The organism is Pantoea sp. nfd-35 (assembly GCF_056892255.1).
Genome location: NZ_CP122403.1, coordinates 2,936,917 through 2,955,846, shown reverse-complemented (window position 1 = coordinate 2,955,846; position 18,930 = coordinate 2,936,917). Strand labels below are relative to the sequence as shown.

Sequence of the window (18,930 nt, the reverse complement as noted above, 5' to 3'; positions counted from 1 at the left end):
AGAAATTACTGCTGGAACCATTTGCTGTAGATGGTTTTGTAGGTGCCATCGGCTTTGATTTTGTCCAGTGCCGTGTTGAATTTGCTTTGCAGCTCGGTATTTCCCTGACGCACAGCAATGCCCAGACCGGTACCGAAATACGCTTTATCCGTTACTTTCTCACCCACCGGGGCCAGGTTAGCGTTCTGCTTCAGCCACTCGTTGACTACGGCGCTGTCACCAAAGACGGCATCGATGCGGCCATTTTTCAGATCCAGTACCGCATTCTGGTAGCTGTCGTAAGGCACCACGGTAATATCCGCGTGCTTGTCCGTCAGGTATTTTTGATGCGTGGTGCCATTCTGCACGCCGACGCGCTTGCCTTTCAGCGCCTCTACGCTCGCCACTTTGCCTTTCTGCGCAACGAAGATCGCCGAGTTGTCATAGTAAGGTTTGCTGAACAGGACCTGCTTTTCACGTTCAGGGGTGATGTCCATGCCTGCCATCACCGCATCAAAGCGGCGGAATTTCAGGCTGGGGATCAGGCTGTCAAAGGCCTGGTTGGTGAATGTACAGGTCGCATCCATCTCTTTACACAGCGCATTTGCCAGATCGACATCAAAGCCCTGAATTTTGTTATTCGCATCAACAAATTCAAAAGGAGGATAGGAAGCCTCAGTAGCAATACGAATGGTTTCGGCAGCGGAAGCGCTCAGACTTAATCCGGCAAGCAGTGCAGCAAGTACGACTTTTTTCATTTTTAGCATCCTGACTTAGTGCGAAAGATAATGTGCAAACGCCTCGGTTTGCGGCTGTGTAAAGCGGCTGGCATCGCCCTGTTCCACAATATGACCGTTTTCCATGTACACCACACGGCTGGCCGTTTTACGCGCCACTTCCACCTCATGGGTCACGATCACCTGGGTAATCTGGGTCTGGGCCAGTTCGCGAATGATACTGACAATCTGGGCGGTGATTTCGGGGTCGAGCGCGGCGGTCGGTTCATCAAATAACAGGATCTGCGGCTCCATCATCAGCGCGCGGGCAATCGCAACACGTTGCTGCTGTCCGCCAGAGAGGTGCAGGGGAAAGCGGTCGCTGTAGCTGGTGAGACGCAGACGATCGAGCAGCTTGTCGGCTCGGGCCCGGGCATCGGCTTTGCTTAAGCCCAGTACACGGCAGGGCGCTTCCATCAGGTTTTGCAGTACCGTCAGATGGGGCCAGAGATTGTACTGCTGAAAAACCATGCCTACGTTTTGGCGCAGCTCGCGTATTGCTGCCGTCGAAGGCGTTTTGCTGAAGTCGAAATCGTGACCTGCAATGTGCAACTGACCAGAGCGCGGGTGCTCAAGCAGATTCAGCACACGCAACAGCGAGCTTTTCCCTGCACCGCTTGGGCCAAGCAGCACCAGGGTTTCGCCTTGCGGACATTCCAGGTTAATGTCAAACAGCGCCTGATGAGCACCGTAGAAACAGTTAATCGCGTTTAGTTGAATACTCATGCGCCAATTTTGAATAGCTATTAGTTTTGCGGATTTTAACGTCACCAAAATAGTTATGCAATTAAGGTGGCTTAAAATTTACGAATAAGCGGTAAACACCCAAAAGATTAGCACAAGATGTTGTGAGGCGAACGGCGGGCATTTCTGGAAAGGCAGGCTGAATGCCGTCTGAACGCGTCCGGCGGTTAAGCCCGCGCGTTCAGACGTGGAGGTAAAGGTTATTTATTTTTTCGCCTTTTCAAGCATCTGGCTCAGAGAACCGCCTGCCGGGTGAGGCACGTCTGCGACGTAGCGGACATCGTCCACCACCCAGCAACTGCCCTGATGGATCATCAACACTTCATCCTGCCACTGCTTATCGTCACGGCTCATGTTTACCCGCAGCGGGATATTGCGGGCATCCCGGTTTGGAATGGTCGACGCATCAGCAACATCAGCCTGAGTTGGCCCCTGTGCCAGGCTGGAGAACAGATCGCCGCTGTGCCATTGCGTTGCGTTCTGGCTTTGGCTTGCTTCCTGAAGGGCGTGATAGAGGCCTTCGCTCAGGTAAGGACGATAGTTTGCCAGCGTGGTGGTATCAGGCAGACCGGCGGTGGGATGTGCGATCCGCATATCGTAGAACTTTTGTGCCACGGTGTCGGGGCCGCCTTCAACGCAAGGGGCGAGTCGTGGGCCGTTATCCTTAATTACCGGCTCTACTGTCGTACAGGCACTCAGCAGAAGCGCGGCCGGGAGCAAAAGCGCAAAACCTTTGTTTCTCATCTCGATTTCCTTATTGTTCTCTGGCAAGGTGCCTTTTTAACATAGAGTATAGTTCTGCTTTTAGGTGAAAGAGCCTTTGGCCGGTTTACGTAACAGGAGAAAACGATGAAATTTTCGACGACGCCAACCCTGGAAGGACACAGTATTACGGATTACTGTGGCGTGGTCACCGGGGAAGCCATTCTCGGTGCCAACATCTTCCGCGATTTTTTCGCCGGCATTCGCGATATTGTCGGTGGCCGCTCGGGCGCGTATGAAAAGGAACTGCGCAAAGCGCGCGAGATTGCCTTTAAAGAGCTGGAAGAGCAGGCCAGCGTGCTGGGTGCCAATGCGGTCGTCGGCATTGATATCGATTACGAAACCGTGGGTAAAGACAGCAGCATGCTGATGGTGAGCGTGACCGGCACGGCGGTTGTGATTCGTTGAAACGTATTCTGCTGCTGTTGGCGCTCTGGTTGCTGGTGGGCTGCCAGTCGGGCATTGAATCACGACCGGGTTATTGGGTCGATCTGCGTCATCCCGCTCAGGGCGCGCGACCGCGCGTAAAAGTGGTGGTGATTCACTATACCGCAGAAGACTTTTCCTCTTCCCTGGCCACGTTGACCGATCGTGACGTCAGCGTCCATTATCTTATTCCTCGCCAGCCGCCGCAGCACAAGGGGCAGGGCATTATCTGGCAACTGGTACCGGAGCAGGATCTGGCCTGGCATGCCGGGCCGAGCTTCTGGCGCGGCGCAACCCGTATCAACGATACGTCAGTGGGCATTGAGCTGGTGAACAACGGCTATCGCCGTACCCTGACCGGCCTGGAATGGCAGCCTTTTCCTCCCGAACAAATCCGTGTGCTCGGCGCGCTCATCAAGGATATCGCCCGCCGGTATGGTATCGCGCCGGAAAATATCGTGGGCCACAGCGATATCGCCCCTCAGCGTAAACAGGATCCTGGCCCGCGATTCCCTTGGCGGCAGCTGGCTGAGCAGGGCATTGGCGCCTGGCCCGCTCCGCAGCGCGTCGCTTTTTACTTAGCCGGGCAGCATCGAGATGCCGCCGTACCGGTTGCCACAGTGCTTGATCGCCTGCAGCGCTACGGCTATGAGGTCACGGAAGGGATGAGCGCGAACCAGCAACAGAATTTGATTGCGGCCTTTCAGATGCATTTCCGTCCAGCGAATTATCAGGGCTTAGCGGATGCTGAAACCCTGGCGATTGCAGAGGCGCTGCTGGAAAAATATGGGGAAGCGCAATAACCGGTGGTTACCGCGCTCAACATCTAGCGACTCGCGTAAGGTGACGCCGCAAGGGAAGACGGCGTGACGGGAGCTCCGGGACGATGCTGTGCCAAAAACGCCCGCCAGTGCGACAGCACCTTTTCCAGCGCCGGGCGCTCAGCATCCAGATGGGTGACGATTCGGGTCACGGGACCCACGCTCATCAGCACATCATGGGATCTCATCCACTGACCCAGCGCGTCAACCTGGTCTGCCGGGACGCGCACAAACAGCATATTCGTCTGCTGCTCCGTGACCTCAATGCCGATCTTCTGCAGCGCCTCTCCTAGCCAAGCCGCATTCTCGTGATCGGTCTGTAACCGTGCGACGTTGTGTTGCAACGCATATAGCCCCGCCGCTGCCAGCACCCCCGCCTGACGCATACCGCCGCCAGTCATCTTGCGCCAGCGACGCGCGCGTTCAATATAATCTGTATCGCCGCAGAGCAGTGAACCCACGGGCGCGCCCAGTCCTTTTGACAAGCAGATGGTTAAGGTATCGCAATAACGGGCAAGGTTTTCCAGCGTGGTTTGCTGCGCCACGACGGCATTAAAAATACGTGCGCCGTCAATGTGCAGCGCCAGCTTATGCTTGCGGGTAAAATGCCACGCCTGCTCCAGATAGCCCGCGGGCAGGACTTTGCCATGATGGGTATTCTCCAGGCTCAGGAGCCGGGTCGGGGCGAAATGAATATCGTCAGGTTTGATGAAGTCGGCCACCACATCCAGCGGCAGGCTGCCGTCGGCCGCCGCCAGAATCGGCTGGGGTTGGATGCTCCCCAGTACCGCCGCGCCGCCTGCTTCGTACTTATAGTTATGCGCCTGCTGGCCCACAATGTACTCTTCACCACGCTGACAGTGGCTCAGCAACGCCACCAGATTGGCCTGGGTGCCAGTGGGCAGAAACAGCGCAGCGGCTTTACCACTCAGCCTCGCCGCTTCGGCTTCCAGTGCGTTAACGGTAGGATCGTCCCGATAAACATCATCCCCGGTTTCAGCAGCCATCATCGCCTCTAACATGGCGGCACTGGGACGGGTCACGGTATCACTGCGTAGATCAATCACATTGTGCTCCTGGGCAGCAAAATGCCAGGCGGGCGGAGAACCCGCCTGTAACATCCGTCTGTTTTACCGCAGCCAGTTGGTTTTTGCCAGTTCAAGCACTTCATCACCGCGGCCATTAATAACGGCGCGTAGCATATAGAGGCTAAAGCCTTTGGCCTGTTCCAGCTTAATTTCCGGCGGCATCGCCAGTTCTTCTTTTGCGGTAATCACATCGACCAGGACCGGGCCATCATGGGCAAAGGCCTGTTCCAGCGCGCCATTCAGTTCAGAGGCTTTCTCAACGCGAATGCCTTTAACACCACAGGCCTGAGCAATGGCGGCAAAATCAGGATTGTGCAGATCGGTGCCGTCGGTGAGATAACCGCCGGCCTTCATCTCCATGGCAACAAAGCCCAGCGAGCTGTTGTTGAAAATCACCAGTTTTACCGGCAGCTTCAGCTGGGCGACGGTCAGGAAATCGCCCATCAGCATACTGAATCCGCCGTCGCCGCATAGCGCCACGACCTGACGGTCACGGTTGAGTGATTGCGCGCCCATGGCCTGCGGCATCGCGTTCGCCATTGAACCGTGGTTAAAGGAGCCAAGCAGGCGGCGTTTACCGTTCATTTTCAGGTAGCGAGCCGCCCAGACGGTTGGCGTGCCCACGTCGCAGGTAAAGATCGCGTCGTCGTCGGCAAGTTGACTGATTTGCTGGGCCACATATTGCGGATGAATCGGCTGGTTATCATTGGCGGTTGCCAGCGAATCCAGATCTTTACGCGCCTCGGCATAATGCTTCAGTGCGCTGTCCAGGTGACGCTGCTCGGTTTTGACCTGCAGCTTTGGCAGCAGCGCGCGCAGCGTGGTTTTGACATCGCCGATATAAGCCTGATCTACATGGCAGTGCGAGCCCAGGCTGCCCGGATTAATGTCGAGTTGGATAATTTTCGCTTTTTCCGGGTAGAAGGCGCGATAGGGGAACTGGGTGCCAAGCAGGACCAGGGTGTCGGCATTCATCATGGCATGATAGCCCGAGGAAAAACCGATCAGTCCGGTCATGCCCACATCGTACGGGTTATCGTATTCAATGTGCTCTTTGCCGCGCAGGGCATGGACCACCGGCGCTTTCAGCGTCGCCGCCAGCTCCACGACTTCCCGGTGCGCGTCTGCGCAGCCGCTGCCGCACATCAGCGTAATATTTTTCGCGTCGTTCAGGGTTTGCGCCAGGGTAGTCAGCTCATCGGCGGACGGCAGCACCAGCGGCAACTGCGGTGGATACCAGTCAGCGCGGGCGGATTCCGGTGCGGCCTGCAGCGCGACATCGCCCGGCAGGACAACCACCGATACGCCACGATTCAGGATGGCTTTACGCATCGCAATGCCCAGCACCTGCGGCAACTGCTCGGGGTTCGATACCAGCTCACAGTAGTGGCTGCATTCGCGGAACAGCTCCTGAGGATGGGTTTCCTGAAAGTAACCACTGCCGATTTCGCTGGAAGGAATATGGGCCGCAATCGCCAGGACCGGCACGCGATTGCGATGGCAGTCAAAAAGGCCGTTAATCAAGTGCAGGTTACCGGGGCCGCATGAACCCGCACATACTGCCAGTTCCCCACTGACATGCGCTTCTGCACCAGCAGAAAAGGCGGCCACTTCTTCATGGCGGGTGGGCATCCACTCAATGGTGCCCATTCGGTTCAGGCTGTCGCTCAGACCGTTTAATGAGTCACCCGTGACGCCCCAAATACGTTTTACACCGGCGTTTTCCAGCGTTTTGGCCACCAGCGCCGCTACGGTTTGTTTCATCTTCTTCTCCTTGGTCATCCGTCGCCATCCACCGGATAGCAGAATCAAACAGCTCACAAGAAGCGTAGACGACGCTGATTCAACTCAACCGTAAAAAATTGCATCAAAAGTTGAATTCAGCCATCAGGCAGAGAAGAGCGCGATCAAGACCGGCGCAAGCAGGCTCATGACAAAACCGTGCACAATCGCAGCCGGAACGATTTCTGAACCGCCCGCCCGTTGCAATACCGGTAAGGTAAAATCCATCGAGGTGGCGCCGCATAAGCCCAGCGCTGTGCTGCGGTGGCGGGCAATCAGCGCGGGCACCAGCATGATGGCGATAAGCTCTCGCAACAGATCGTTAAAGAATGCCGCGCTGCCGATCACCGGACCAAAGGCTTCCGTCATCAGAATCCCCGAAAGCGAGTACCAGCCGAAGCCGCTGGCTAAGGCCAGACCGGTTTTCAGCGGCAGCCCCAGTATCAGCGCCGCGATCATTCCGCCCAGCAGCGCGCTCAATAGCACCGCGCCCGCCACCATCATGCCACGGCGGTTTAACACAATCTGCCGCAGCGTCATCCCACTGCCGCGCAGCTGAATCCCCACCAGCAGAAGCAAAAAGAGTAATGCATATTCACTGGCGGCTGACGCATGATGCAGCCAGGGCCACTGGGTCAGGCCCAGCACAAAGCCGGCGATCACGACGCCGCATAACGTCAGCGATTCCAGCGCCATATGCAAACGTGAGGGCAGCTTTTGTTGTTTGTGACTGTGCTGCCAGGGCAGGCGATGCTCAAGCCAGCGTAGCGCCAGCAGGTTACACAGTAGAATGCAAGCCGTTGCCACGGCGGCGGTATAAAACACCGTCACCAGATTGCTGCTGAGATTATCGAGAAAGGCCAGGCTGATGCCCATAAAAAACAGGATGACGTAGACCATCCAACCCAGCAGCCGGTTTACGGCCTTCAGGAACGCAACGTGCCGAAGCGGTAACAGCCAGCCTGCCAGCAGAGGCAGAAGAATAATTAAGAGTCCGGAATACATAATGAAAGGTTCGTCCATGTCGAAAGTCACGACACGCTAGCGAAAAAGCGTAGGGGAGTAAACCTTTGTCATAAAGTCTCTTGACCCCCTGATGAAGCCGCTCCATTCTTCGGAAAGCAAAGAGGATAAAAACGCTATGATTCTGGAACATATCGATATCCGGGGATTCCGCGGCATCAATCAACTCTCTTTACCGCTGACGCGCATCAACCTGTTGATTGGTGAAAACGCCTGGGGGAAATCCAGCCTGCTCGACGCGCTCAGCCTGCTGCTCTCTCCCCGCACGCGCGACTATGCGTTCTCCCTTGATGATTTTCATTTTACGCCGGGTGAGGTTAAGGATCGGGTGCATCGGTTGTCGGTTGTTTTCCACTTTGCGGATGACGAAGCGGACACCAGCGAGCTGCTGCAGCCATTCTGGCAACCCGGCGAGCAGGGAAAGCGCCGCCTGAGCTATAGCGTGCAGGCCAGACGGCGTGACGATCAGATTACCTCGACGCGCCGCTTTATCGACGGGAATGGGCAGGTATTACCGGAAGCGGGAAGCGCGGCGGCGATAGATTACCTGCTGCGCATGAACCCGGTATTACGGCTGCGCGATGCCCGCTTCAGCCGCCGCATCCGACCGGTTGAGAGCGGTATTGATGCCCGCCTCTCTACCTTAAACCAACTGGCGAAAGAGCTGGATACCCTCACGCGAGATCTGGAGCAGCACCCGCAGCAGATGAGTAATGCCATGCTGCGGCAAGGATTGCAGACGATGCAGCAGCTCGTAGAACACTATTTCCTGATCCAGCATCCTGAGCGGGGCAGCGAGCCGCACCGCGTTGAGCCGCAGTCCCGTGAAGGTGCCCGGGGCTGGCATTCGCTGGATCAGCTCAATCATCTGATTGCCGCCACCGACGTTCGCAGCCGTCAGCTTATTTTGTTGCGCATGTTTACCCTGCTGGTGCAGGCACGGGGAAGCGAACCTCTGGCGCCGGGCGCACGGCCGCTGCTGCTGATTGAGGATCCGGAGACCCGCCTGCATCCCATTATGCTGTCCGTGGCGTGGAATCTGCTGACGCTGCTGCCGCTGCAGAAGATCGCGACAACCAATTCCGGAGAGCTGCTTTCTCAGGTCGCGATCGAGCATGTTTGCCGGCTGGTTCGCGAGCCCGCGCGCGTGGCCGCATGGCGCGTCGGTCCCGAAGGGCTGAGTGCTGAAGAGAGCCGGCGAATCGGCTTCCATATTAAAGTTAACCGGCCTTCGGCGCTGTTTGCCCGCTGCTGGCTCCTGGTTGAAGGCGAAACCGAAGTCTGGATCATTAACGAGATGGCGCGACAATGCGGCTTTCACTTTGCCGCGGAAGGCATAAAGGTGATTGAGTTCGCCCAGTCAGGATTAAAACCGCTGTTAAAATTTGCCCGGCGTATGGGCATTGCCTGGCATGTGCTGACTGACGGCGATATGGCAGGGAAAAAATATGCGGCCACGGCGCGCAGTCAGCTGCTGCCGCCTGACGTTGAGAAGCATCACTTAACGGCGCTACCGGCGGCGGATATAGAGCACTTCCTTTATCAGCATGGCTTTAGCGATATTTATCAACAAGCAGCGCACCTGCCGTTAAACGTGCCGATGAAACCCAGGCGTATTATTACCAAAGCGATTCATCGTGCATCTAAACCTGAACTGGCCATTATGGTCGCGATGGCGGCAGCCGAACGCGGCACCGAGGCCATACCGGAACGCCTGCGGGACATGTTTGCACGCGTTATCAGACTGGCGCAGGGTAAAGCGGGTTAGCGATTCGCAAGTAAAAATGCCAGCACGGCAGGCTGGCATTTTCAACGGAGCGGTCCAACGTTGGGGTGATCTCAGGCGACAGCCTGTTGCGCTTCAACGGGTACTATCAGACTGGCATGGTTGCCCTTAGGGCCCTGATGAACGTCAAAATGGACCTGCTGGCCCGCCTTTAGCGTTCTGTAGCCATCCATCTGTATCGTTGAGTAGTGTGCGAAGATATCTTCTCCGCCCCCGATTGGACAGATAAAGCCGAAACCTTTGGCGTTATTGAACCATTTAACGGTACCTGTCTCCATGCTTTTACTTCCCTCGCAAGACATTTTATAAGTAGGTGAGGTCACTGAAGCCGTGAGTCGGGTTTGATTAAAACTCAATCAGCTTGTGAAGGTAGAATGTAGAGAAACTGGCGTGGTCGTCAAGCAAACCACCCGGCAAGGCGGGGAAAAAATCATCAAAATTTGAGGTAGTTAACGCTATTTGAAATTTTGTGATACAGGTCGCGTGTGGCATTTTTAGCGGAATGATTCATTAGCGACTGTGCACTTGACACACGTGTTAAACTCTACAGATGAACCGGGTTTATGACGATGTACAGAATCACAACGGAACACTATGGCAAACACAAATGACTGGCTAAATTTTGAACAATTAGCTGACGATAAAGTACGCGAAGGGTTAAAGCCGCCTTCCATGTATAAAGTCATTCTGAATAATGACGATTATACACCTATGGAATTTGTTATTGACGTTCTGCAAAAGTTCTTTTCTTATGATATTGAACGTGCAACGCAACTGATGCTGAAAGTTCACTACCACGGTAAAGCAATCTGTGGTGTATTTACCGCAGAGGTCGCTGAGACCAAAGCGGCGCAGGTGAATAATTACGCGCGGGACAATCATCATCCGTTGCTGTGTACGCTTGAAAAAGCCTGAGCCTCTCTCCATACAGGAAGCAGGTCAGAGCGATTAACTGGAGGAGGTGCCTAATGCTCAATCAAGAACTGGAACTCAGTTTAAACATGGCTTTCGCCAGAGCGCGTGAGCACCGTCATGAGTTTATGACCGTCGAGCATCTGTTACTGGCGTTGCTCAGTAACCCGTCGGCCAGAGAGGCACTGGAAGCCTGTACGGTGGACATTGTGGCTCTAAGGCAGGAACTCGAAGCCTTCATTGAACAGACCACGCCTGTGCTGCCAGCCAGCGAAGAAGAGCGTGACACACAACCTACGCTCAGTTTCCAGCGTGTATTGCAGCGTGCGGTTTTCCATGTTCAGTCATCCGGACGCAGTGAAGTTACCGGCGCTAACGTGCTGGTTGCCATCTTTAGCGAGCAAGAGTCGCAGGCGGCTTATCTGCTGCGCAAACACGAAGTCAGCCGCCTTGATGTGGTGAATTTCATCTCTCATGGCACGCGTAAAGACGAACCCGGCCAGGCACCTGGTGCTGAAAATCCGGTTAACGAAGAGCAAGCAGGCGGGGAGGAACGTATGGAAAACTTCACCACCAATCTCAATCAGCTTGCTCGCGTCGGCGGAATTGACCCGCTGATCGGTCGCGACAAAGAGCTGGAACGAACTATTCAGGTCCTGTGTCGTCGCCGTAAAAACAATCCCCTGCTGGTGGGTGAATCCGGCGTCGGGAAAACCGCCATTGCGGAAGGCTTAGCCTGGCGCATTGTGCAGGGTGACGTGCCTGAAGTGATGAAAGACTGCACGATTTACTCTCTCGATATCGGCTCGTTGCTGGCGGGCACCAAATACCGGGGTGACTTTGAGAAACGTTTCAAAGCGCTGTTAAAACAGCTGGAGCAGGATAACAGCAGCATCCTGTTTATTGACGAGATTCATACCATTATCGGTGCGGGTGCGGCATCGGGTGGGCAGGTCGATGCGGCAAACCTGATCAAACCGCTGCTCTCCAGCGGTAAGATCCGCGTGATGGGCTCTACCACCTATCAGGAATTCAGCAACATCTTTGAAAAAGATCGTGCGCTGGCGCGTCGTTTCCAGAAAATCGATATCACCGAGCCGTCGGTGGAAGAAACGGTGCAGATTCTTAACGGCCTGAAAACCAAATACGAAGCGCACCATGACGTTCGCTATACGGCCAAAGCCGTGCGTGCGGCCGTTGAGCTGGCGGTGAAATACATTAACGATCGCCATCTGCCGGATAAAGCCATCGACGTGATCGATGAGGCCGGTGCCCGTGCGCGTCTGATGCCCGCGAGCAAACGTAAGAAAACCGTTAACGTGGCTGATATCGAAACCGTGGTGGCGCGTATTGCCCGTATTCCAGAGCAGAGTGTTTCAGCAACCGATCGCGATACGCTCAAGAACCTGGGCGACCGTCTGAAAATGCTGGTGTTTGGTCAGGATAACGCCATTGAAGCGCTGACCGAAGCCATCAAGATGAGCCGTGCAGGGCTGGGGCAGGATCGCAAGCCGGTGGGATCGTTCCTGTTTGCTGGTCCAACGGGCGTCGGTAAAACCGAAGTTACCGTTCAGCTGGCGAAAGCGCTGGGAATTGAGCTGCTGCGCTTCGACATGTCTGAGTACATGGAGCGCCATACCGTCAGTCGTTTGATCGGTGCGCCTCCGGGCTATGTGGGTTTCGATCAGGGCGGCCTGCTGACCGATGCGGTAATCAAGCATCCTCACGCCGTTGTGCTGCTGGATGAGATTGAGAAAGCGCACCCGGATGTGTTCAACCTGCTGCTGCAGGTGATGGACAACGGTATGCTGACCGATAACAACGGCCGCAAGGCCGACTTCCGTAACGTGGTGCTGGTGATGACCACCAACGCCGGCGTGCGTGAAACCGAGCGTAAATCGATTGGCCTGATCCATCAGGACAACAGTACGGATGCCATGGAAGAGATTAAGAAAATCTTTACTCCTGAATTCCGTAACCGCCTGGACAACATTATCTGGTTCAGCCACCTGTCAACGGACGTTATTCATCAGGTCGTCGACAAGTTTATTGTTGAACTGCAGGCACAGCTGGATGCGAAAGGTGTTTCACTGGAGGTCAGTGACGAAGCGCGTGACTGGCTGGCAGAGAAGGGCTATGACAAAGCGATGGGCGCTCGTCCGATGGCGCGTACCGTTCAGGAGAGCCTGAAGAAACCGCTGGCGAACGAACTGCTGTTTGGTTCGCTGGTTGACGGTGGATCGGTCTCTGTTGCGCTGGATAAAGAGAAGGGGCAACTGACCTATCACTTCCTGAGTGCGCAAAAACGTAAAACGGAAGGCACCGTGCACTAAGCGCGGTATGACAGAAAGAGAAAAGGCCGGATAATATACGGCCTTTTTTTGTTTGCCCGCACACGAGGCGCAGGCAACGGCATCAACGCAACTCAGCGACTACGGAAGACAATGCGGCCTTTGCTCAGGTCGTACGGGGTCAGCTCGACAGTCACTTTGTCGCCCGTCAGGATGCGGATGTAGTTTTTACGCATTTTACCGGAGATATGAGCGGTAACCACGTGTCCGTTCTCAAGTTCTACGCGGAACATGGTGTTAGGTAACGTATCCAGTACGGTACCTTGCATTTCAATATTGTCTTCTTTGGCCATCGAATCCTCTGGGTGTACTACCTTTCAGTTGAACCGGCAAGATAATGCCCAATTCAACAAGTTATGTAAAGAACCGTCGGCAATAAAGCCAACGCATCGCCGTGCTTCGCGTTATAACGCGAGCATGTCGGTTAAATTCGGGTGTTTATGTGACGTCTGCGGGGGATTAGCGGGCTAAGAATCTGAATCAACCGGTAACACGCGCACGATTGAAACAGTTCCGAGAGTGCGATGAGATTCCCAGCCTGGCAATTCCGGCTTGAAAATCAAGCGCGGACGACATACCAAACGCCGCTATTATATCACTTAACCGGGTTTATGTGTGCAAAACATCTGCGCGCGGATTAAAAAAGGGTTTGATTCCGCCAGCAGCCGCTGTCAACGGGCTGCGAGGACAGGTTTTTTACCGCATCCAGGTAAGCTTCGCGGGGAATATCGACCGCGCCGAGTGAAGCCGTATGGGGATTCAGTATCTGGCAATCCACCAGGCGTCCTTTGTGCTTAATAAAATGCTGACAGAAAACCCAAAGTGCGGTTTTCGAGGCGTTGGTCTGCAGGCTGAACATGGATTCGCCACAAAATATCTGGCCCAGCGCCAGGCCATACATGCCGCCCACCAGGTCTTGCTCGCGCCAGACTTCAATGGAATGGGCATGACCAAGCTCATAAAGCTTCAGCCACGCGCGTTTGACTTCAAAAGTAATCCATGTCCCTTCTTCCCGACCGGCCGCACAGCCTTCGACCACGTCGGAAAAGGCTTCATTCATCGTAACCCGATAAGGTGATTGCTGGTGAAAGCGCTTCATACTGCGGCTGAGGTGAAAACGGTCTGGGAGTAACACCGCGCGAGGGTCGGGTGACCACCACAGAATCGGATCGCCAGGGGAAAACCAGGGGAAAATCCCCTGCTGATAGGCGTTGAGCAGGCGCGCAGGCGAGAGATCACCGCCCATAGCCAGCAGGCCATTGGGCTCACGCAGCGCCGTTTCCGGAGGAGGAAACAGCAACGATTCCCGTGACAGTTGAACCAGTCTCATCGCGTTAAGTTATCCATCAGCTTTTACAAAACTATAACGCAAAGCGTTGCTGGAAACGCCAGTAACGTCCACCTTTTGCGACTAATTCGGAATGATTTCCCTGCTCAATGATCTTCCCGCCGTCCATAACGCAAATTTTATCCATCTGCGCCAGTCCGGTCAGACGATGGGTAACCATAATCACGGTCTTGCCCGCTGTCAGCTGCTGCAACAGGGACAGAATATGCTGCTCGGTCGCGGCATCCAGCCCTTCTGTCGGCTCATCCAGCAACCACAGGTCGCCGTTGTGCAGCAGCGCACGGGCAATCGCCAGGCGTCGCAGTTCGCCACCCGACAGCGGCCGGCCGCCTTCGCCCAGCCAGGCATTTAATCCTTCTTCATTATCCAGCAGACTCTGCAGGCCGGTCTGCATTAATGCCACGGTAAGGGTTTCATCACTGGCATCGGGGCAGGCCAGCAATAAATTATCACGCAGGGTCTGGCTGAAAAGATGAACGCGCTGGGTGACAACGCTGATGCGCTGACGGAGTTGCGCTTCATCCCACTCGGCAAGCGGGACGTTGTTCAGCGCTATCTCGCCATGCTCAACATCCCAGGCGCGCGTCAGGAGGCCAAGTAGGGTGGATTTTCCGCAGCCGGTAGGCCCGAGTAGCGCGACATGTTCACCCGCCTTAATGTGCAGGGAAAACTGGTTTAACACGTTTTCCGGCCTACCGGGATAGCTGAATTCAAGCGCCTGCACGCTCATGCTGAGCGTGCCGGGCGGGACAGCGGCTGCGGAGGGGAAAACGATCGCTGGCGTTTGCTCGATGATCTCATTGACGCGCTGGGCGGCGGTGATCACCTGAGACAGGGGCAGAAAGGCACCCGCGACCGGGGCCAGCGCTTCAAAAGCGGCCAGGGCACAAAACACCACCAGCGCAATAAAGGGACCGGGAAGATGCTGCTGCGCAATGCTGTCGGCGCTGAGCCAGAGCAGGGCGGTCACCGTGATACCGCTGCACATCAGCAACAGACTCTGCGCCAGTGCCTCTAAACGTGCCTGCTGGCGCTGCGCGTTCTGCCACTGTTGTTCGCTGCTGTCCAGCCGCGCGCGCCAGGCGGAGGCGTTACCGTACAACGTCAGTTCAGCCTGGCCCGCCAGCCAGTGCATTAACTGCACGCGCCAGTGCGAACGCTGCCGGGTTATCGCCACGCCCGCCGGGGCGCCCAGGTGGTAAAACAGGGGAGGAAAAAGACAGAGCAGGGCAAGCAGGGTACCGCCCAGCAGGAGTGCCAGCTGCGGATCAATCAGGCTTAAACCGGCTGTCACCACCACAATAACGATAAATGCGCCCAGCAGCGGCGATATTACCCGCAGGTAGAGGTGATCCAGCGTATCCACATCCCCAACAAAACGGTTTAACAGATCCGCCTGGCGAAAGGCCGCAAGCTGACCCGGTGCCAGTGAAATCAATCGGCTGAAGGTGAAAACGCGCAAATGCTGCAGCACCCGGAACGTGGCATCGTGCGTGACCAGCCGTTCGAAGTAACGTGCCGCGGTACGTATAATGGCCGCGCCACGCACGCCGGCGGCCGGGAGCATATAGTTAAAACTGTACAGGCCCGCGACGCCAACAACGGACGATGCCGCCAGAAACCAGCCAGAGAGGGTGAGTAGGCCAATACTGGCCAGCAACGTAACTATCGCCAGTATAATCCCCAGCGCCAGCCGGAAGGGATGACGCAGCCACAGCCGCAGAAAAGGACGCAGAGCAGACATCAGATGCACTCCTGTTGACGATGTTGCAGCAGTGCACGGAAAGGGCCGGGCTGGGCCGTCAGTGCCTGCCAACTGCCTTGCTGTACCAGTTTTCCCGCCTCCATGAGCCAGATTTCATCCCAGTCGCGCAGCGAATCGATCTGATGCGTAATCATCAGGGTGGTTTGCTGTCGCGCGGCCTGATGAAGTGCCTGCATGACATGATGTTCACTCAGCGCATCCAGGCTGGCTGCAGGCTCATCAAGGAGCAATAGCTGAGCCGGTTTGTACAGCGCCCGCGCAACCGCAATGCGCTGTGCCTGACCAACGGACAGCGCGCTGCTGGCATCGCCCGGTGCGGTATTCAACCCGTCAGGCAGTCGTGAGAGAAACTCGTGGATGCCACAAGCCGCGATTAAGGCATCCAGACGTGCGGCGTCGAGGGGCGCGCCCATCAGGATATTTTCACGTAAGGTTTCTGCCGGTAACTGGGGATTTTGTCCGACCCAGGCAACATGCCGATGCCAGTCGCGTTGAACCAAATCGCGTAACTCAATCCCATTGGCTTTAAGCGAGCCCTGATAAGGTAAAAACCCCAGCAGCGCATTCAACAGCGCAGTTTTGCCTGCGCCGCTTTTACCGACCAGCGCGATGCGTCCGCCCGAGCGCAGAGTGAAATGTAAAGGACCACACAGGATTTTACCGCCGGGCGCGCAGACCATCAGGTTGTCAGCAACCAGCTCCAGCGGTGCGGCGGCGGCAAACGGGATAGTGCCGTTGCGCGCTTCTGACTGTGGCGTCGCCTGCATAAAGCGCTCAATGGCATCGGCGCCGCCGATGGCCTGCGCTTTAGCATGGTAGAAGGTGCCGAGATCGCGCAAAGGCTGAAAGAATTCCGGGGCCAGAATCAACACCAGAAAACCAGCAAACAGCGTAACGCCCTTGCCATAATCGCCAAAGTGCAACTCACCCAGGTAGGAAAAACCAAAATAAACCGCGACCACAGCAATAGCTAATGACGCAAAAAACTCCAGAACGGAGGAGGAGAGAAAAGCCAGCCGTAAGACGTCCATGGTGCGTTGACGAAAGTCCGTGGTGGTGGCGGCAATGGCCTGTTTTTCTGCTTCGGCCCGATGAAACAGCCTCAGCGTCTCCCGGCCGCGCAGGCGATCAAGAAAGTCACCACTCAGGCGCGCAAGGGCCAGAAAATTGCGCCGATTGGCATCGGCCGCGCCCATGCCCACCAGCGCCATAAACAGCGGAATCAACGGTGCCGTAGCCAGCAGAATCAATCCGGCGGCCCAGTTTAACGGAAACAGCGCAATCAAAATGGCGCAGGGGATGACGGTCGCCAGCGTCATCTGCGGCAGGTAGCGCGCATAGTACGCCTGCATATCTTCTGTCTGTTCCAGCAGCAAGGTTGCCCAACTGCCGGCCGGTTTGCCCTGAATCCAGGCGGGGCCCAGCGCGGATAAACGGTCCAGAATCTGTTTGCGCAGCGCCTGGCGAATAGCCTGTCCGGCACGGAATCCTGCCTGCTCGCGCGCATAGTTCAGCATCGCCCGCAGCACGAAGCACAGCAGCAGTAACATAAACTGTGAAAGAAGCGACGGGGGCGATTGATGCGCCACAATCAACGCCTGAAGCAACGACGCCAGCAGCCAGGCCTGCAGGATAATCAGCAACGCACTGGCGGAACCCGACAGTGAGGCGAGCCGTAACCAGGGACCGGCATGATGCCGCTGTTGACGAAGCCAACGGGTAAGGTGCTGCTGCCGCGATTTGTTCATGCGAAACCCACAGTGGCGAAGACAAAGGAAAAGAGGCGAGCCCCTCCCGCCTGGCGCATGAATTTAGCATGGTGATAATAAAAAAGGCGACTGAAAAACAGTCGCCTCAAACAATTAAGATCAGGTTATTAACAACTTACTTATCGTTCTTAACCAGACCATCAAGATAACGTTCTGCATCCAGAGCAGCCATGCAGCCGGTGCCCGCAGAGGTAATGGCCTGGCGATAGATATGGTCCATCACATCACCTGCAGCAAACACACCCGGAATGCTGGTCTGGGTTGCATTGCCGTGCAGGCCAGACTGAACCTTGATATAGCCATTTTCCAGCGCTAACTGGCCGTCGAAAATCGCTGTGTTTGGGCTGTGGCCAATCGCCACAAACAGGCCAGCGACTTCCAGCGACTCGGTTTTGTCGTCCAGCGTTGAACGCAGCGTCAGTCCGGTCACGCCCATCTGATCGCCAACCACTTCTTCCAGCGTACGGTGGGTATGCAGCACAATGTTGCCGTTGCTGACTTTTTCCATCAGGCGATCGATCAAAATTTTCTCGGCGCGGAAGCTGTCGCGACGGTGAATTAAATGCACTTCAGCGGCGATATTGGCCAGATAAAGTGCTTCTTCTACCGCCGTATTACCGCCCCCGATCACGGCGACTTTCTGATTACGGTAAAAGAAACCATCACAGGTAGCGCAGGCCGAAACGCCTTTGCCTTTAAACGCGTCTTCTGACGGCAGGCCGAGGTAGCGTGCCGATGCACCTGTGGCAATAATCAGGGCATCTGCGGTGTATTCGCCGCTGTCACCGGTTAAACGGAACGGACGATTCTGCAGATCCACGGAATGGATGTGGTCAAAAATGATCTCAGTGTTAAATTTCTCGGCATGCTCATGCATGCGTTCCATTAACGATGGACCTGTCAGATCGTGCGGGTCGCCCGGCCAGTTTTCCACTTCCGTCGTGGTCGTCAGCTGTCCGCCTTTTTCCAGACCGGTAATCAACACCGGATTCAGATTCGCGCGTGCAGCATAAACGGCTGCGGTATAACCTGCTGGACCAGAGCCCAGAATGAGCAACTTACTGTGTTTAGCCGTACTCATGCGTTCCTCAGTTTCATTCGCCTGACATAGCCTGCGATTGTAGGGAATAAGCCGTGTCATTGACAACACTTGCGCGCGTTTGTTAACGATTACTGCAAACGGCGTAGACGATGATTGCACTTTTTGCCTGCGGTTTGCGCCAAAAGGGGGCAAAAATTCACGTTGTTGCACCTTATCGCCCGAAAATACTCATTTAAAAACAGGGACCCAGCGATGTGTCTGGCATCTTGTCCTGAATTTAGACATTTTACTTTGACAATCGCCTGCGCATTTGCGAAAACAGTGTGAGAAGCGAATGACATCTTCGGAACAAAACGGGTTTTGCCGCCGGGTTTTGGGCAATGTGCCGAACGAATTTTGTCGTCTGATATGAGTCATGACGCATGATGTGGACAGACAACATGCGTCATACACATAGGTGCGACCGCACTGAGACGCCGTTATTTCACTTCAAAAAATGCCCCGAACAATGAGCGTTTTCAGGGGATGGCAGGTAAAGGGAAGGAATTAAGAGAGA

The 18,930-nt window shown here is 55.6% G+C and carries 17 protein-coding genes; 5 read left to right on the top strand and 12 right to left on the bottom strand.

Features of this window, described 5'->3' with window-relative positions:
• Nucleotides 1–5 precede the first annotated feature (5 nt).
• The 3 genes from artJ to P9J57_RS13735 all read right to left on the bottom strand — a co-directional run bounded on the left by artJ (nt 6) and on the right by P9J57_RS13735 (nt 2,243).
• Nucleotides 6–737, bottom strand: coding sequence for an arginine ABC transporter substrate-binding protein (gene artJ / locus P9J57_RS13745; RefSeq protein WP_014606210.1), 732 nt, complete (start codon nt 735–737; stop codon nt 6–8).
• Nucleotides 738–752: 15 nt separating this feature from the next.
• The gene (gene artP / locus P9J57_RS13740; RefSeq protein WP_014606209.1) at nt 753–1,481 is read right to left on the bottom strand and encodes an arginine ABC transporter ATP-binding protein ArtP; all 729 of its coding nucleotides are present in this window, start codon (nt 1,479–1,481) and stop codon (nt 753–755) included.
• Nucleotides 1,482–1,703: 222 nt separating this feature from the next.
• Nucleotides 1,704–2,243, bottom strand: coding sequence for a lipoprotein (locus P9J57_RS13735; RefSeq protein ID WP_014593303.1), 540 nt, complete (start codon nt 2,241–2,243; stop codon nt 1,704–1,706).
• A gap of 105 nt (nt 2,244–2,348) precedes the next feature.
• Between P9J57_RS13735 and P9J57_RS13730 the strand changes: the two genes are divergently transcribed.
• Nucleotides 2,349–2,669 (top strand): heavy metal-binding domain-containing protein, encoded by a 321-nt coding sequence (locus P9J57_RS13730; RefSeq protein WP_014606208.1) that lies wholly within the window; start codon nt 2,349–2,351, stop codon nt 2,667–2,669.
• Entirely contained in the window at nt 2,666–3,490 is an 825-nt protein-coding gene (locus tag P9J57_RS13725) for an N-acetylmuramoyl-L-alanine amidase (protein ID WP_014606207.1), read from the top strand. The genes P9J57_RS13730 and P9J57_RS13725 overlap by 4 nt, the downstream gene beginning before the upstream one ends.
• A 23-nt stretch (nt 3,491–3,513) precedes the next feature.
• Here P9J57_RS13725 and ltaE read toward each other — a convergent pair whose 3' ends face one another.
• From ltaE to P9J57_RS13710, 3 genes are all read right to left on the bottom strand, one after another.
• Nucleotides 3,514–4,575, bottom strand: coding sequence for a low-specificity L-threonine aldolase (gene ltaE, locus P9J57_RS13720; protein ID WP_230957741.1), 1,062 nt, complete (start codon nt 4,573–4,575; stop codon nt 3,514–3,516).
• A gap of 63 nt (nt 4,576–4,638) precedes the next feature.
• Entirely contained in the window at nt 4,639–6,360 is a 1,722-nt protein-coding gene (poxB, locus tag P9J57_RS13715) for a ubiquinone-dependent pyruvate dehydrogenase (protein WP_072137911.1), read from the bottom strand.
• 123 nt (nt 6,361–6,483) lie between these two features.
• Nucleotides 6,484–7,383 (bottom strand): LysO family transporter, encoded by a 900-nt coding sequence (locus P9J57_RS13710; protein ID WP_024470921.1) that lies wholly within the window; start codon nt 7,381–7,383, stop codon nt 6,484–6,486.
• Between the two features lie 136 nt (nt 7,384–7,519).
• Here P9J57_RS13710 and P9J57_RS13705 point away from each other — a divergent pair, with 136 nt between their 5' ends.
• Entirely contained in the window at nt 7,520–9,169 is a 1,650-nt protein-coding gene (locus P9J57_RS13705; protein ID WP_015700662.1) for an ATP-dependent nuclease, read from the top strand.
• Nucleotides 9,170–9,240: 71 nt separating this feature from the next.
• Here P9J57_RS13705 and cspD read toward each other — a convergent pair whose 3' ends face one another.
• Nucleotides 9,241–9,465 carry a cold shock-like protein CspD gene (gene cspD, locus P9J57_RS13700; RefSeq protein WP_006118603.1) on the bottom strand — a complete coding sequence of 75 codons (225 nt, stop codon included), beginning with the start codon at nt 9,463–9,465 and terminating at the stop codon, nt 9,241–9,243.
• Between the two features lie 316 nt (nt 9,466–9,781).
• On the opposite strand from cspD, the gene clpS reads away from it, so the two are divergent.
• Nucleotides 9,782–10,102 (top strand): ATP-dependent Clp protease adapter ClpS, encoded by a 321-nt coding sequence (gene clpS, locus P9J57_RS13695; RefSeq protein ID WP_013025221.1) that lies wholly within the window; start codon nt 9,782–9,784, stop codon nt 10,100–10,102.
• Nucleotides 10,103–10,155: 53 nt separating this feature from the next.
• Nucleotides 10,156–12,432, top strand: coding sequence for an ATP-dependent Clp protease ATP-binding subunit ClpA (gene clpA, locus P9J57_RS13690; protein WP_013025222.1), 2,277 nt, complete (start codon nt 10,156–10,158; stop codon nt 12,430–12,432).
• Nucleotides 12,433–12,524: 92 nt separating this feature from the next.
• On the opposite strand, the gene infA is transcribed toward clpA, so the two are convergent.
• From infA to trxB, 5 genes are all read right to left on the bottom strand, one after another.
• Nucleotides 12,525–12,743 carry a translation initiation factor IF-1 gene (gene infA / locus P9J57_RS13685; protein ID WP_002211347.1) on the bottom strand — a complete coding sequence of 73 codons (219 nt, stop codon included), beginning with the start codon at nt 12,741–12,743 and terminating at the stop codon, nt 12,525–12,527.
• 344 nt (nt 12,744–13,087) lie between these two features.
• A complete protein-coding gene (gene aat / locus P9J57_RS13680) occupies nt 13,088–13,780 on the bottom strand; it encodes a leucyl/phenylalanyl-tRNA--protein transferase (protein ID WP_013025223.1) in 693 nt (230 codons plus the stop codon).
• A gap of 31 nt (nt 13,781–13,811) precedes the next feature.
• Nucleotides 13,812–15,542 (bottom strand): heme ABC transporter ATP-binding protein/permease CydC, encoded by a 1,731-nt coding sequence (cydC, locus tag P9J57_RS13675; RefSeq protein WP_105083072.1) that lies wholly within the window; start codon nt 15,540–15,542, stop codon nt 13,812–13,814.
• Nucleotides 15,542–17,311: a heme ABC transporter permease/ATP-binding protein CydD gene (cydD, locus tag P9J57_RS13670; protein ID WP_105083073.1), complete on the bottom strand. Its 1,770-nt coding sequence runs from the start codon at nt 17,309–17,311 to the stop codon at nt 15,542–15,544. The genes cydC and cydD overlap by 1 nt, the downstream gene beginning before the upstream one ends.
• Nucleotides 17,312–17,447: 136 nt before the next feature.
• Nucleotides 17,448–18,413 carry a thioredoxin-disulfide reductase gene (gene trxB / locus P9J57_RS13665; RefSeq protein ID WP_014606200.1) on the bottom strand — a complete coding sequence of 322 codons (966 nt, stop codon included), beginning with the start codon at nt 18,411–18,413 and terminating at the stop codon, nt 17,448–17,450.
• Nucleotides 18,414–18,930 lie beyond the last annotated feature (517 nt).

Bases quoted from the DNA above. Each gene is read 5' to 3' on its own strand.
- clpS (WP_013025221.1), top strand. From the start codon at position 9,782: ATGGCAAACACAAATGACTGGCTAAATTTTGAACAATTAGCTGACGAT.
- P9J57_RS13735 (WP_014593303.1), bottom strand. From the start codon at position 2,243: ATGAGAAACAAAGGTTTTGCGCTTTTGCTCCCGGCCGCGCTTCTGCTG.
- P9J57_RS13705 (WP_015700662.1), top strand. From the start codon at position 7,520: ATGATTCTGGAACATATCGATATCCGGGGATTCCGCGGCATCAATCAA.
- cspD (WP_006118603.1), bottom strand. From the start codon at position 9,465: ATGGAGACAGGTACCGTTAAATGGTTCAATAACGCCAAAGGTTTCGGC.
- aat (WP_013025223.1), bottom strand. From the start codon at position 13,780: ATGAGACTGGTTCAACTGTCACGGGAATCGTTGCTGTTTCCTCCTCCG.
- cydC (WP_105083072.1), bottom strand. From the start codon at position 15,542: ATGTCTGCTCTGCGTCCTTTTCTGCGGCTGTGGCTGCGTCATCCCTTC.
- artJ (WP_014606210.1), bottom strand. From the start codon at position 737: ATGAAAAAAGTCGTACTTGCTGCACTGCTTGCCGGATTAAGTCTGAGC.
- P9J57_RS13710 (WP_024470921.1), bottom strand. From the start codon at position 7,383: ATGTATTCCGGACTCTTAATTATTCTTCTGCCTCTGCTGGCAGGCTGG.
- P9J57_RS13730 (WP_014606208.1), top strand. From the start codon at position 2,349: ATGAAATTTTCGACGACGCCAACCCTGGAAGGACACAGTATTACGGAT.
- clpA (WP_013025222.1), top strand. From the start codon at position 10,156: ATGCTCAATCAAGAACTGGAACTCAGTTTAAACATGGCTTTCGCCAGA.
- trxB (WP_014606200.1), bottom strand. From the start codon at position 18,413: ATGAGTACGGCTAAACACAGTAAGTTGCTCATTCTGGGCTCTGGTCCA.
- poxB (WP_072137911.1), bottom strand. From the start codon at position 6,360: ATGAAACAAACCGTAGCGGCGCTGGTGGCCAAAACGCTGGAAAACGCC.
- artP (WP_014606209.1), bottom strand. From the start codon at position 1,481: ATGAGTATTCAACTAAACGCGATTAACTGTTTCTACGGTGCTCATCAG.
- infA (WP_002211347.1), bottom strand. From the start codon at position 12,743: ATGGCCAAAGAAGACAATATTGAAATGCAAGGTACCGTACTGGATACG.
- cydD (WP_105083073.1), bottom strand. From the start codon at position 17,311: ATGAACAAATCGCGGCAGCAGCACCTTACCCGTTGGCTTCGTCAACAG.